This window comes from Bradyrhizobium sp. B039 (assembly GCF_038965675.1).
GTDB lineage: Bacteria > Pseudomonadota > Alphaproteobacteria > Rhizobiales > Xanthobacteraceae > Bradyrhizobium > Bradyrhizobium diazoefficiens.
This window is the reverse complement of the sequence record NZ_CP152416.1, coordinates 1,070,848-1,084,000: the sequence shown is the minus strand read 5'-3', so window position 1 is coordinate 1,084,000 and position 13,153 is coordinate 1,070,848. Positions and strand designations below refer to the sequence as shown.

Sequence of the window (13,153 nt, the reverse complement as noted above, 5' to 3'; positions counted from 1 at the left end):
GCGCCGCGGCGCGGCGTTATGAACAGATGAACTTCACTCCGGGCCGCGTCATCGCCGCGATCGCCATCCTGCTTGCAGGCGGCGGCTATTACTACTGGCAGCACCGCGATTCCAACACGCTGCCGGCAGGCTTTGCCCGCGGCAACGGCCGCATCGAAGCGGTCGAGATCGACATTGCCACCAAGACGCCGGGCCGGATTCGCGAAATCCTGGTCAACGAAGGTGATTTCGTGAACGCCGGCCAGGTTCTGGCGCGGATGGACACCGAGCAATTGCAGGCGCAGCGCCGTCAGGCCGAAGCGCAGCTCCAGCGCGCATCCATCAATGTCGAGACCGCGAAGAGCCTGGTGAACCAGCGCGAGGCCGAACGCAGGGCTGCGGAGGCCGTGGTCGACCAGCGCATCGCCCAGCTCGACACCGCCAGCCGCAAGCTCGATCGCTCCGAGCAATTGATCAGGACGAATGCGGTGTCGCAGCAGGTGCTGGACGACGACCGCTCGGCCAACGCCACGGCGAAGGCAGCGCTTGCCGCCTCCCAGGCCCAGGTCGCAGCGTCCGAGGCCGCGATCAGCTCCGCCCGCGCCATGGTGATCGATGCCGGCGCCTCGGTCGACGCCGCCAAGGCCGCGATCGAAAGCATCAACGCCGACCTCAACGACAGTGTGCTGAAGGCGCCGCGCGAAGGCCGCGTCCAGTATCGCGTGTCGCAGCCGGGCGAGGTGCTCGCGGCCGGCGGCCGCGTCCTCAACATGGTCGATCTCGGCGACGTCTACATGACATTCTTCCTGCCGACCGCGGATGCCGGCCGCGTCGCGATCGGCTCCGAGGTCCGCCTCGTGCTCGACGCCATCCCGCAATACGTGATCCCGGCCAAGGCCACCTTCGTCGCCGACGTCGCGCAATTCACGCCCAAGACCGTCGAGACCGAGGAGGAACGCCAGAAGCTGATGTTCCGCATCAAGGCGCATATCGCGCCCGAGCTGCTGCGCCAGCACATCGAGCATGTGAAGACCGGCCTGCCCGGCATGGCCTATGTGCAGCTCGATCCGGCCGCGCAATGGCCCGACAATCTCAAGATCAAAGTGACCCGATGAGCGCGACTGCCGCAGCCGACGCACCGGCCGGGCCCGGCAGCGTGGTGCATCTCGAAGGCGTAGGCCTGAGCTACGGCAAGACCCGCGCCCTGGATGGCATTACCCTCGACCTGCCGTCCGGCTGCATGATCGGATTGATCGGCCCCGACGGCGTCGGCAAATCCAGCCTGCTCGCGCTGATCGCCGGCGCGCGCGAGATTCAAGAGGGACGCATCCATGTGCTTGGCGGCGACATGGCGAGCTCGCGCCATCGCCGTGCGGTCTGCCCTGATATCGCCTATATGCCGCAGGGGCTGGGCAAGAATCTGTACCCAACGTTGTCGGTGTTCGAGAACATCGACTTCTTCGGCCGCTTGTTCGGACACGACAAGGCGGAACGAAGCAGACGGATCGCTGGCCTTTTGCGCGACACCGGGCTCACCCCCTTCGCCGACCGCCCGGCCGCAAAGCTCTCCGGCGGCATGAAGCAGAAGGTGGGCCTGTGCTGCGCCCTGATCCACGATCCCGAGTTGCTGATCCTGGACGAGCCGACCACCGGCGTCGATCCCTTGTCGCGGCGCCAGTTCTGGGAGCTGATCGCCTCGATCCGGAGCAGCCGGCCCGGCATGAGCGTGATCGTCTCAACCGCCTATATGGAGGAGGCGGCGCAGTTCGACTTCCTGATCGCGATGAACGCCGGCCGCGTGCTGGCGACGGGAACGCCTGCCGCGCTCAAGCGTCAGACCGGCGCCGACACGCTCGACGACGCCTTCATCCGTCTCTTGCCGGAGGCCGATCGCGGCAATCACACCGGCGTCGTCATCCCGCCGCGCAGCGCGGACCATGACGAGATCGCGATCGAGGCGGACCACCTGACCCGGCGCTTCAATGACTTCGTCGCTGTCGACGATGTCAGCTTCCGCATCAGGAAGGGCGAGATCTTCGGCTTCCTCGGTTCGAACGGATGCGGCAAGACCACGACCATGAAGATGCTCACCGGCCTGTTGCCCGTGAGCGAGGGCAATGCGCGACTGTTCGGCAATGCGATCGATGCCGGCGATATGTCCGTGCGCCGCCGCATCGGCTACATGTCGCAGGGCTTCTCGCTCTATTCGGAGCTGACGGTCGCCCAGAATCTCGATCTGCATGCGCGGCTGTTCGGGCTGCCGGCGGAGACCATCGCCGCGCGCATCCACGAGATGATCACCCGGTTCGATCTTGCGGAGGTGTCCGACGCCCTGCCCGACGCGCTGCCGCTCGGCCTGCGGCAGCGGCTGTCGCTGGCGGTCGCCATGATCCATGCGCCGGACATCCTCATTCTCGACGAGCCGACCTCCGGCGTCGATCCCGTCGCCCGCGACCGCTTCTGGCAGATCCTCGCCGAGCTCTCGCGCAAGGACAACGTCACCATCTTTGTCTCGACCCATTTCATGAACGAGGCCGAGCGCTGCGACCGGATCTCGCTGATGCACGCGGGCAAGGTGCTGACGTCGGACACGCCTGCCGCGATCGTGACTGCGCGCGGCACCGCCACGCTGGAGCAGGCCTTCATCGCCTGCCTCGAGGAGGCGATCGCTGACACGGCGGATGCAGCCGGCCCGCCTGCGGCCCCATCGCCCGCGCCGGCTGCGACCGCTACGCCGCCGCGCAAGCGCAGCAGCGCGACGTTCAATCCGATCCGCATGCTGGCCTATTCCCGGCGCGAGGCGCTCGAGCTGCGCCGCGACCCGATCCGCGCGACGCTCGCGATCCTCGGCAGTGTGCTGCTGCTGTTCGTGCTCGGCTACGGCATCAGCATGGACGTCGAGAACCTGACCTTCGCCGTGCTCGACCGCGACGACAGCGCCATCAGCCGCGACTACAGCCTGCAGATCGCGGGGTCGCGCTACTTCACCGAAAAGCCTCCGATCACGGATTACGCCGATCTCGACCGCCGCATGCGCGCCGGCGAGATTGGCCTCGCCATCGAGCTGCCGCCCGGCTTCGGCCGCGACGTCAGCCGCGGTCGCCATGTCGAGATCGGCGCCTGGGTCGACGGTGCCAACCCCACCCGCGCCGAAACGCTGCGCTCTTACGCCCAGGCGATCCACGCCACCTGGCTCGCGCAGAAGGGCCGCGAGCTCTATGGCGAGGCGGCGATCGCCGGTTCCTACAAGCTCGAGCTCCGCTACCGCTACAATCCCGACGTCAGAAGCGTCGTCGCCATGGCGCCCGGAATCATTCCGCTGCTCCTGATCATGATTCCGGCGGTGCTCGCCGCACTCGCGGTGGTGCGCGAGAAGGAGCTCGGCTCGATCGTCAATTTCTACGTGACGCCGGTGACGCGGCTGGAATTCCTGCTCGGCACGCAACTGCCCTATGTCGTGCTGGCATTCGGCAACTTCCTGCTCCTGGTCGGCTTCGCGCTCGCCGTCTTCGGCGTGCCCTTCACCGGCAGCTTTCCGACCTATGCGCTCGCCGCCCTGCTCTATGTCACCGCCACGACCGGCATGGGGCTGGTGATCTCAGCCTTCATGAACAGCCAGATCGCGGCGCTGTTCGGCACGGTGCTGATCACGCTGATCCCGGCCATCCAGTATTCCGGGCTGATCGATCCGGTCTCATCGCTCCAGGGCCTGGGCGCGCTGGTCGGGCGGCTCTATCCCACCACCTATTTCGTCACGATCTCGCGCGGCACCTTCTCCAAGGGCCTCGGTTTCGAGACTCTCCACAACGATCTCCTGGCGCTCGCCGTCATGATCCCGGTGCTGGTGGCAGCCGGCACAATGCTGCTGAAGAAACAGGCCCGCTGACCATGCGCATCGACAACGTGCTTCAGCTCGGCATCAAGGAATTGCGCGGCCTCGTGCGCGACCCGATGCTGCTCGTGCTCATCGTCTACTCCTTCACGCTGGCGGTCTATGCAGGCGCCAAGGCACTGCCGGAAACGTTGAACCGCGCCGCGATCGCCATCGTCGACGAAGACCATTCGCCGATATCGACCCGCATCGAGATGGCGTTCACGCCACCCTACTTTTCCGAGCCGCGCCTGATCTCGCAATACGAGATGGACCGGCGGATGGACGCGGGTCTCGACACCTTCGCACTCGACATACCGCCGGACTTCCAGCGCGACCTGCTGGCGCGGAGATCGCCCGCGATACAGCTCAACGTCGATGCGACGCGGATCTCGCAGGCCTTCAACGGCGGCGGCTATGTCGAGCAGATCGTCAGCGCGGAGATCGCGGAATTTCTGGCGCACACGCGCAATGCACAGGCCGCACCGATCGAGCTGGCGCTGCGGGCGCGGTTCAACCCGGAACTGAAGAAGTCCTGGTTCGGCGCCATCGACCACGTGATCACCTCGATTACCATGCTCTCGATCATCCTGACCGGCGCAGCGCTGATCCGCGAGCGCGAGCACGGCACGATCGAGCACCTGCTGGTGATGCCGGTCACGCCATTGGAAATCATGGTGAGCAAGATCTGGTCGATGGGAGCGGTGGTGCTGATCGCCTCCGCCTTGTCGATCATCTTCGTGGTCAAGGGGTGGCTGGCGGTTACCATCGATGGCTCGGTGGCGCTGTTCCTCGTCGGCGCGGCGCTTCAGCTCTTCGCCACCACCAGCATGGGCATCTTCCTCGCCACCGTCGCCGGGTCGATGCCGCAGTTCGGGCTGCTGCTGATCATGATCCTGCTGCCGCTGCAGACCCTGTCGGGCAGCATGACGCCGCGGGAGAGCATGCCGCAATTCGTCCAGGACATCATGCTGGCGGCGCCCAACACGCATTTCGTGATGCTCGCGCAGGCGATCCTGTTCCGCGGCGCGGGCCTGGAGGCCGTCTGGCCGCAGCTCGTCGCGCTCACGCTGATCGGCGTCGTCTTCTTCCTGATCGCGCAGCGCCGGTTTCGCGCGTTTCTGGCCTAGGCACGACGCGCGGCCCGAGCGTATTGCCCGGCCTCAAAGCTTGTGCCCCTTCTGCCGCAGCGCCTCGATCAGGCGCTGCTTCAGCTCGTCGGCCGCCTTCTGACCGACGTCCTGGCCGATCTGCATGCTCGCCTGCGCCAGCGCATCCGACTTCTCCAGGAATTTTCGTCCCACGGGCTGGGCGTAGAACGCCTCGATCTGGCGCAGCTCATCGACGGTGAAGCTGGCGGCGTAGAGAGCCGCGATCTGATCGATCATCGAGGCGACGAACGGAGCATAGATCTCGGCGCCGGGCGCCGTCAGCGCATCATAGTCGCGCTCGATCTCCGGCCTGTCCTGGGCGACCACGGGCCTGAGCTTGAGCAGGAGCTGCGGCAGCAGCGCACGATACTGGTCCGCAATCTTCAGCGTGACGACGAGCTTGCGCGCTGCATTCATCGCCTCCGGCGGCGGCGCCTGCGCCGACGCGCCGCAGACCAGGAACAGGAGCGTGCCGGCGATCGTCAACAAACGTCTGGACATGAACCTCTCCGTGAGAAGGCGGGCTGGCGCCACGATGCTTTCAACGGCTCGCGGGCGCCCCGGCCGCGGCCGGAGCGCTTTCGGGCTCGGAATCCTCGACCTCCGTCACCTTCACGAACAGGCTGGGCACGCGTTCGGCACGATCGAGCAGCCAGGCGGCGCCGATCATGATGACGATGCCGACGACGGAGACGGCGAGCTGCTCCCAGACGCCCTTGGTGTATTGCGTCAGGATCCAGTGCGCGGAGAACGACAGGAACACCCCGAGGCAGAAGATCGGCAGCGAATGCTGGCCGCAGAGGATGACCGGGCGCAGCCAGGGTGTGTGCAGCGACCGCCATTTGCGCGAGATGAAATGGGTGACCCAGATCGCCAGCGCCAGGAAATGCGTGAAGCGCAGCATGTCGAGATCGGTCTTGTCGATCGGGTAGATCGCCTTGATCATCCATTTCGGGATCAGGACCTCGAGCGCGGGAACGTGCCAGGTCATCACGATCAGGAGCGCGAAGGCGAGCCAGGCCGCCGCGAGCGTCATCGCCGCCTTCGACCACACCCATTTCGCGATCTTCCCGATCTGGCCGATGCCGCACCAGGCCGCGAACACGAACATCAGCTGCCAGCAGAACGGGTTGAAGTACCATTTCGTGCCGGGCGGATAGGAGGCGACGTTCCAGTCGAACCAGCGCGACAGCACATAGAGCACCACGGAGGCGGCGAGGGTCAGGTTCGGCCGCCGCACCAGGCACCAGACGATGAAGGGCGAGGCGAACACCAGCGCGATGTAGAGCGGCAGCACGTCGAGATTGACCGGCTTGTATTTCAGGACGATCGCCTGCCCGATCAGCTCGTCCGGATGCGACAGGAAGTTGAACACGTTGAACTCGTGCTCGTACATCGGATTGTCGAAGCGGCGCGCGGTGCGCGCGATCTGCGCCGTGAACAGCAGGAACAACATGATGTGGGCGACGTACATCTCGGCCGCGCGACGCCACAGCCGCTTGAGCGCGGCGAGAAACCAGCCGCCCGCGATGATCGGCCCGTAGATCCAGCCGACCAGATAGCCGGAGATGAAGACGAAGAACTCGGCGGCGTCGCTGAAGCCGTAATTGCGCAGCGTCAGCCAGGCCACGACGTCGTGCGGGATGTGGTCGAGGAAGATCATCCACAGGCCGATGCCGCGGAAGAGATCGAGCCGCAGGTCGCGCTCGACCGGCGCCAACAGTGCTGACTGGTCCCGTGTGATCATGGCCCCGCCTCTTCCGGTGGGCGTCGCGCCGTGGCGGCGCCGACAAAATGGAATGCTAAAAAATGCGAATCAAAAGATCACCTGGCCCTGCGGCTAGCTTCCCGCCAACGGTAGCCGACCCAGGTGCCCGCGCAAGGGACTTCGTCATCACGGGCGGCGGGGACCACCGCCGGGCCGCGCCGAACCGGCGGCCATCCCACTAAAACATCGAAAACAACCCCATGCACAGTAGAAGTGGCACGATAAGCCATTGTGATTACTACGAAATAAAAACGATATGTCGGGCAAGAAGGTCGCCCCGGCGGTACGATCGCACGGCAGGCGGATTGAGAGTCAGGGGTCAGGCGATCTCGTCGCCCCGGGCGAGCATCCCGGTCAGCATCGCCTCGGCCTTCTGCTTCAGCGGCAGCGCGCCGCTGTCGGAGGCGATCGCGATCGCCGCGCGCAGGGCGGCAAGGATCGCGGCCTTGTTCTCCTCGCTGGAGGGCGGCGTCACCACGGCTTCGCCGAACAGGGCTTCGGCCTCGAGGCCAGCAAACCCCTGCTGCCGCGCGGTGTTGCGCGCCTCGCGCAGCATGTTCTGCGCGGCCTGGACGTCGCCGAGCCGGCGGGTTGCCAGCGCCAGGTAGATCGAGCTGCGCAGCACCGCCGAGGTATAGCCGACCGCCTTCGCCTCCTCGCGCGCCTCGCCGAGCATGCCGCGCGCCCGATCGAACAGACCCTGCTCGAGATAGGCGATGCCGAGGTGGCAGGCGAGCACCGGCACGAACAGCCGAATGCCATGCTTCTGCGCGAGGACGAAACCCTCTTCGAGGATGGCGGCGGCCGCCGCCGGATCGTTGCGGCCGAGCTTCAGCCACCCGCCGCTATAGGCCGCCGCGACGCGGTCATAGGGACGGCCCGTCTCCTCCGCGATCGCCGCGGCCTGCTGCTGGAGCTGCTCGGCGGCATCGAGCTCGCCCATCACGGTGTGGGTGAAGCTTTTCATCATGCAGCAGAGGAGGAGCGTGTATTTTGGGGGCGTGCCGAAGGGCGCGCTTGCCTCCGGTCCCATGAGATTAGCGCGGCCTCGCGCCAACGTCTGCTCCGCTTCGCGATATCGACCGGCGAGAAAATAGGCCTGTCCCAGATTGTATTGTGCAAGGTTGCGCCAACCCGGGTTGCCTGACTTCTCGGCGAGGCCAACGACCTCCCGGCCGAGCGCAACCGCTTCAGTTGGCGTTCCGTAGAAATTCTGTCCACCCGCCATGACGGTCATGGCGGCGACCTTTCTTCCGATGTCGTCAATTCCACTGGCCCGGCGTTCGGCCTCTTTTCCGAGATCGATCCACTCGGCAACCTGACCGGACCAGATGAACGCCATTCGCGCCTCCATCCGGAGGTCAATTGCATCTGCCTCCCGCGAAGGAGTCATCGGTGTTTTGTCGAGCGAACTCATCGCGATCCCGAAATAGTCGACCGCATCGGCATATGCCGAGCGCACAAGACATTTCCGCGCGGCCCCCCTCCCGTACCCGAACGCTTTCAGCCAATCCTTCGCGCGCATTGCGTGGTAGCAAAGCGTGTCAGGACCGTCGCTCCATGTCTCGTCGCTTTCGAAGGCCGCAAGAATTCGCGCATGTATACTTTCGCGCACCTTTTCGACCATCGACTCGTAGGTCACTTGGCGGACCATCTCGTGCTGGAACTCGATCGAGTCCTCAAGTTCACTATCGATCCTGACGAGGAGCTCGGCTCGGTCGAGCGCTCCAAGGCAATCCTGGAAAACGTCTTCGGGCAGCGCCGCGACGTTCCGCAGCATCATCACGCTTGAGCGCGGCCCCAGCGCCGCCGCTATTTGGAGAACCGAGCGCTCCTGCCTTGAAATGCGATCGAGCCGCGCCGCAATCACGCCCTGAATGCTGGTGGGGATGCCGAGCTCATCAATGGGTCGAACGAGCGCAAGGTCACCCCACTGACCGCGAAGCGTGCCACTATCTTTCAGTCCGCGGCAGACTTCCTCGAGAAACAGGGGAACGTTGGCCGTATGAGAGATGATACGGTTCTTCAAATCGGTGTTCGTCGCCGACGGTCCGAGCATATCGGCCAACATGGCCAATCCCGAATCGTCATCCAGGGGGCGCATTGCAATCACTTCCGCGTGGCAGCGCGCGATCCACTCAGGCATGCCGTTCGGCCTGCTCGTGAGAAAAACCATCAGGTTGGGGCTCTGCAACGACGCGATTGCAGCAACAACCGCATCGCTGGCTCGGTCGATCCAGTGCAGGTCCTCGATGAGAAGAACGGTACGCTGCTGGAAGGCCAAGCCTTGAACGATGGCGCAACTTGCATCGGAAATGGCACGCGCGCGCGCGTAAGGCTCCAACTCGCTCCAGCGAGGATCCTCGACCGGAATATCCAATATGGAATCGATCGCGAGTTGATGGATTGCCTGCAACTCCTGTCGGATGTCGACCAGACCATCCGAATCTCTGGCGGTAACTTCGGAGATCGAAAGTATAATGCGCTTGAGCGCGCTGAACGGCACGCCCTGAAGGTTCGGGCTGCACTCGGCGTCGATCAACCGCCAGCCATCGGCCTTGAGCTCCTGGGCGAACTCATGTGCGAGCCGCGATTTTCCGATGCCTGCATCGCCGATCAGAAGGACCGTCTGCCGGCTTGCACTGGACCTCTCCGCGGCACGTCCCAACAGGGCCCGCTCGGTCGTTCGATCGACAAACCGCGAAACGCTCCGCGCACGTCGCACCCGCCAGCTTGAAAGGTCGCTCGCTCCGACGACACGGTAGACCGGCAGCGGCTCGTTGAAGCCGCGCAGCACCTTGAGGCCCAGGGATTCGAATCGGACATGTCCATCCGCGAGTTTCTGGCAGGCTTCCGACACGTAGATCTGATTGGCCTCGGCCGCTGCCTCCAGCCGCGCGGCAAGATGCTGAGCGGCGCCTCCGATCTCGTAGACCTTGGAAAACTCGCTGGCGACCATATAGGCGACGACGTGCCCCGAATGGAGGCCGACCCGAACCTGAAGTCCGGGATCCCCAAGACGGCCAACGCGCCGGACAAGCTCGATGGCCGCATGGCAGGCCAGCGGCGCATGGTTGTCGTCGGCGATCGGGGCACCAAAGACCGCGGCCAAGCCGTCCCCCAACTCCTTGCTGACGATGCCGCCAAACTGGCGTACCGCGCCCCTCATGGCCGCCAGCGCAGGCTCCAGGCGTGAGACGGCCTCCTCCGGCTCCAGTTCGGCAACAAGCCCTGTGGAGTCGATGACGTCGGCTCGGAGAATTGTCACAAACCGCCGCTCGCTGTCGGGATCAGCACGCCGACGTACCGCCGCCCCACACTTGGAGCACCAGCTATCGTCTGGATCAATCGCCGACTGACACGCGAAGCAATGCATTCCTGCGCCTTCAAGGATCGCGGCGTCGCTGTCGTCCAGCGCCCGCGAGCAACTCGTGGTAAGAATACCTATCAAGAACCGCTTAGCAATCGGACTTGCCCATCGCCGTTTAGCGGGGCACGGTGCGGTTGGCGATCTGGACGAAACACAGTCCTGAGTGGTAGCGTACGCAAATCCCAGCAAAGATGGGGCATATATCGGCGAGGCCGGGTTGGCAAAACGAACCGGCGTCGTGGAGCTGTATGTATTTTCGCAAAGCCAAGGACATATTGAGGGAAAAGACGATGGGGTCGAGAACTTACACCGGGGCTTCATTCAAAGATTTGATGAACGACAATTATTTCCCTCTGGAAAACATGCAGAGGAGCGTGGACATCCTCAAGGCGTCGCCGGACATCCATCTGCCGACCCTGGAGTACGGCCAGTACCACCTGATCCTGACGCCGGCGGACAAATGGCCGGACGGGAGTGCGGCGTACTGGCACAAGGAGAAGGGCCGGGCTCGCGTCGACCTCACCACGCAGCTGAATACGGTCCCGCTGTCCAAGGACGAGCCCGGCGTGATCCCGCTGACGCGATGCGCGCTGCTCGATGCCTGCGTGCGGAAATGCTTCAATTCCGAGCCGCCGATCCCGATGAAGACGAATATCATCACCCACGCGGCGAGCGACGCCTATGCCGACCGGCACGAAATCCGGCTGGAGTGGGAGTACGACAATGGTGAGGACCAGGCGCCGACGTTGCTCCACCTGACGATGGTCTGTCCGTACCGACCCTGATTCCGAGCGGGAGCAGCGCGGAGGCTTCCGCACCAATCGAAGGTGGTCCGTCGTCGCCACAGCATACGTTGCACGACGGACCAATCATGCCCCGCCCGCTCGGCCCGAAGGCCGCGGCGCACTGTCTCGCTGCCGCCCCGTCATGGGCCTGTCGCACGAAAATGATCCGCTCCAGCTGTGCGCGTGTGAGTCGCCTGCTTGAGGCAACCGTCGCGTCCGTTGACAGGAGCGGCCGATGCCGGTGGGACTGCTGGAGGTCGAAGGCACGATCGAGGTCAGCCAGTTCTGGCCGGAGGGGAGGTCTGACGCCGACACCACCAAGGTCGTGGTGAACGTCGCGCCCGATGCGATCCGCTTCCGCAAGAACGACACCTCGCCGTTCCAGCCGACCCATGTCTTCGACAACGCCAAGGTCAAGGGCCGGACCAACACGGCACCGATCAAGAACGGCAAGCTGACCGTGCGCCTTCAGGGCATCGACGCGCCGGAGCTGCATTACCAGCCGTCGCCGCTGTCGCCCGCCGAGAAGAAGGGCCTGACGGATGCCAAGCGGCAGGCCTATCACGAGGTCACGCACCCCTACCGGCAATTCCTCGGCGCGACGTCGAGCAAGGCGCTGCATGACTTCCTCAGCCGTGCCGGCGGGGCGACGCTGGCCTGCCGGGTGTTCACCCGTGTCGATGCGCCGAACGAGGTGTTCGACACCTATGGACGGCTCGTCGGCGACATCGAGGTGACGGTCGCGAAGCAGACGGTCGACATCAACCACTGGCTGGTCGAGCAGGGCTTTGCCTATCCGACGTTCTACTCCTCGATGAACGACGACGAGATCAAGGCCTTCCTCGTGCTCGCCAAGGCCGCGCGGACGAAGAAGCTGCCGGTCTGGAAGCATCTCGCCAAAACCGTTCCGGCCTTCGACTTCGACCTGCGCGAGCCCAAGAAGAACGAGACCGACGTGCTCGCGACCGACAAGGGCCCGGTGATCCTGCCAAAACTCTACCGCCGCCAGACCAACTGGTCGGCGCGCAAGAAGGCGAAGGTGACCAGCCAGACCTTCCAGAAATTCCTGGGTGAAGGATCAGGCGGCAAGCCGGACACCTGCTACGAGATCGACGACTTCCTGACCAACGGCGTTCACTCGGCGACGCCGCGCAATTTTGCGGAGTTCGTCGAGGGCGGGAAGGTGATCAAGTTTCAGCCGGAAGGGCTGGTGTTCGGCGAGGCGCCGTCGAGCCTGGTCGGGGCGGACAACAAGCCCATCCTCCATTTCTGACGCTTGTCTGTCGCCAAACAAAAATGGCCCGCGTCGCGCGGGCCATTTTCTCATCCAAAGCTGCGAAGTCCGAACTTGGCCTTCAGCGACGTCGGACCGCCAGAGCACCTGCTCGTTAGCGAAGGCCGCCGGTGACGTGAAGTGTCTCGCCGGTGACGTAGGACGCGTCGTCCGATGCGAAGAAGGCCACCGCGGCAGCGATCTCCTCGACCTTGCCGATGCGGCCAAGCGGGGTGGTGGATTCGATCCAGTTGCGCATGTCGCCCTCGTGCAGGCCGGCCGACACGACGCCTTCGGTGGCGATCATGCCTGGATTGACGGCGTTGACGCGAATCTTGCGCGGCGCGAGCTCCTTCGACAGCACGGAGGAGATCGCATCCACCGAGGCTTTGGTCGCAGTGTAAACGGCGGTGTTCGCCGGCGCGATGGTCGATACGCCGGAGCTGATGTTGATGATGCTTCCGCCCTTGGCGTTGAAGTGCTTCGCTGCTTCACCCGAGACCAGCAGCAGGCCAAGCACATTGAGGTCGAAATGCCTGTGGAAATGCTCGGGCGTGATGGCTTCGAGCGGGGCGAACTCGTAGATGCCCGCGTTGTTGACGAGGATGTCGATCGCACCGAACGCCTTCACGGTCTCCGCGACGACGCTCTTCACGTCCTTGGCATCGGCCAAGTTGCCATGGACCGCGACGGCTTTGCCCCCCTTGGCGATGATGGCGGCGACCACGCGGTCGGCGGCCTGCTTGCTGGAGCTGTAATTGACGGCAACCGCCGCACCCTCAGCTGCAAGCCGGGCGGAGATTTCGGCACCAATGCCTTTGGATGCGCCGGTCACGAGCGCAACTTTGCCTTCGAGTCTCTTGGTCATCGCATGTCTTCCGTTGTTCGGCGGGATGCCGATATTCAATAGTTCAATACTAGTGAACTATTGAATGAGTTCAAGGGGCATGCTATAT

9 protein-coding genes are annotated in these 13,153 nt (G+C 64.4%); 5 read left to right on the top strand and 4 right to left on the bottom strand.

The features are described from left to right. Positions 1 to 26 precede the first annotated feature (26 nt). From AAFG50_RS04985 to AAFG50_RS04975, 3 genes are read left to right on the top strand one after another with little or no spacing between them, the layout of a single operon-like run. Positions 27 to 1,094, top strand: coding sequence for a biotin/lipoyl-binding protein (locus AAFG50_RS04985; RefSeq protein WP_028173766.1), 1,068 nt, complete (start codon positions 27 to 29; stop codon positions 1,092 to 1,094). Further along, the gene (gene rbbA, locus AAFG50_RS04980; RefSeq protein ID WP_028173765.1) at positions 1,091 to 3,865 is read left to right on the top strand and encodes a ribosome-associated ATPase/putative transporter RbbA; all 2,775 of its coding nucleotides are present in this window, start codon (positions 1,091 to 1,093) and stop codon (positions 3,863 to 3,865) included. Before AAFG50_RS04985 ends, rbbA begins: the two co-directional genes overlap by 4 nt. A gap of 2 nt (positions 3,866 to 3,867) precedes the next feature. Then, a complete protein-coding gene (locus AAFG50_RS04975) occupies positions 3,868 to 4,980 on the top strand; it encodes an ABC transporter permease (RefSeq protein WP_011090598.1) in 1,113 nt (370 codons plus the stop codon). Positions 4,981 to 5,013: 33 nt separating this feature from the next. Here the strand turns inward: AAFG50_RS04975 and AAFG50_RS04970 are convergent, their stop codons facing one another. The 3 genes from AAFG50_RS04970 to AAFG50_RS04960 form a co-directional block, all read right to left on the bottom strand. Beyond that, positions 5,014 to 5,502, bottom strand: a complete 489-nt coding sequence (locus tag AAFG50_RS04970; protein ID WP_028173764.1) for a DUF2059 domain-containing protein — start codon at positions 5,500 to 5,502, stop codon at positions 5,014 to 5,016. Positions 5,503 to 5,542: 40 nt separating this feature from the next. Further along, positions 5,543 to 6,748: an OpgC domain-containing protein gene (locus AAFG50_RS04965; protein ID WP_028173763.1), complete on the bottom strand. Its 1,206-nt coding sequence runs from the start codon at positions 6,746 to 6,748 to the stop codon at positions 5,543 to 5,545. A 340-nt stretch (positions 6,749 to 7,088) separates the two neighbouring features. Beyond that, positions 7,089 to 10,145, bottom strand: a complete 3,057-nt coding sequence (locus AAFG50_RS04960; RefSeq protein WP_028173762.1) for an adenylate/guanylate cyclase domain-containing protein — start codon at positions 10,143 to 10,145, stop codon at positions 7,089 to 7,091. A gap of 284 nt (positions 10,146 to 10,429) precedes the next feature. Here AAFG50_RS04960 and AAFG50_RS04955 point away from each other — a divergent pair, with 284 nt between their 5' ends. Together AAFG50_RS04955 and AAFG50_RS04950 are read left to right on the top strand one after the other, a co-directional pair. Further along, the gene (locus tag AAFG50_RS04955; RefSeq protein ID WP_028173761.1) at positions 10,430 to 10,924 is read left to right on the top strand and encodes a hypothetical protein; all 495 of its coding nucleotides are present in this window, start codon (positions 10,430 to 10,432) and stop codon (positions 10,922 to 10,924) included. A 235-nt stretch (positions 10,925 to 11,159) separates the two neighbouring features. Next, positions 11,160 to 12,197 (top strand): thermonuclease family protein, encoded by a 1,038-nt coding sequence (locus AAFG50_RS04950; protein WP_028173760.1) that lies wholly within the window; start codon positions 11,160 to 11,162, stop codon positions 12,195 to 12,197. 115 nt (positions 12,198 to 12,312) lie between these two features. On the opposite strand, the gene AAFG50_RS04945 is transcribed toward AAFG50_RS04950, so the two are convergent. Beyond that, complete coding sequence (locus AAFG50_RS04945; RefSeq protein WP_028173759.1) at positions 12,313 to 13,065, bottom strand: glucose 1-dehydrogenase; 753 nt, start codon at positions 13,063 to 13,065, stop codon at positions 12,313 to 12,315. Positions 13,066 to 13,153: the final 88 nt, after the last annotated feature.

What these genes read in the sequence shown, in the direction of transcription:
- AAFG50_RS04985 (WP_028173766.1), top strand. Translation starts at nt 27, where the DNA reads ATGAACTTCACTCCGGGCCGCGTCATCGCCGCGATCGCCATCCTGCTT.
- rbbA (WP_028173765.1), top strand. Translation starts at nt 1,091, where the DNA reads ATGAGCGCGACTGCCGCAGCCGACGCACCGGCCGGGCCCGGCAGCGTG.
- AAFG50_RS04975 (WP_011090598.1), top strand. Translation starts at nt 3,868, where the DNA reads ATGCGCATCGACAACGTGCTTCAGCTCGGCATCAAGGAATTGCGCGGC.
- AAFG50_RS04970 (WP_028173764.1), bottom strand. Translation starts at nt 5,502, where the DNA reads ATGTCCAGACGTTTGTTGACGATCGCCGGCACGCTCCTGTTCCTGGTC.
- AAFG50_RS04965 (WP_028173763.1), bottom strand. Translation starts at nt 6,748, where the DNA reads ATGATCACACGGGACCAGTCAGCACTGTTGGCGCCGGTCGAGCGCGAC.
- AAFG50_RS04960 (WP_028173762.1), bottom strand. Translation starts at nt 10,145, where the DNA reads ATGCATTGCTTCGCGTGTCAGTCGGCGATTGATCCAGACGATAGCTGG.
- AAFG50_RS04955 (WP_028173761.1), top strand. Translation starts at nt 10,430, where the DNA reads ATGGGGTCGAGAACTTACACCGGGGCTTCATTCAAAGATTTGATGAAC.
- AAFG50_RS04950 (WP_028173760.1), top strand. Translation starts at nt 11,160, where the DNA reads ATGCCGGTGGGACTGCTGGAGGTCGAAGGCACGATCGAGGTCAGCCAG.
- AAFG50_RS04945 (WP_028173759.1), bottom strand. Translation starts at nt 13,065, where the DNA reads ATGACCAAGAGACTCGAAGGCAAAGTTGCGCTCGTGACCGGCGCATCC.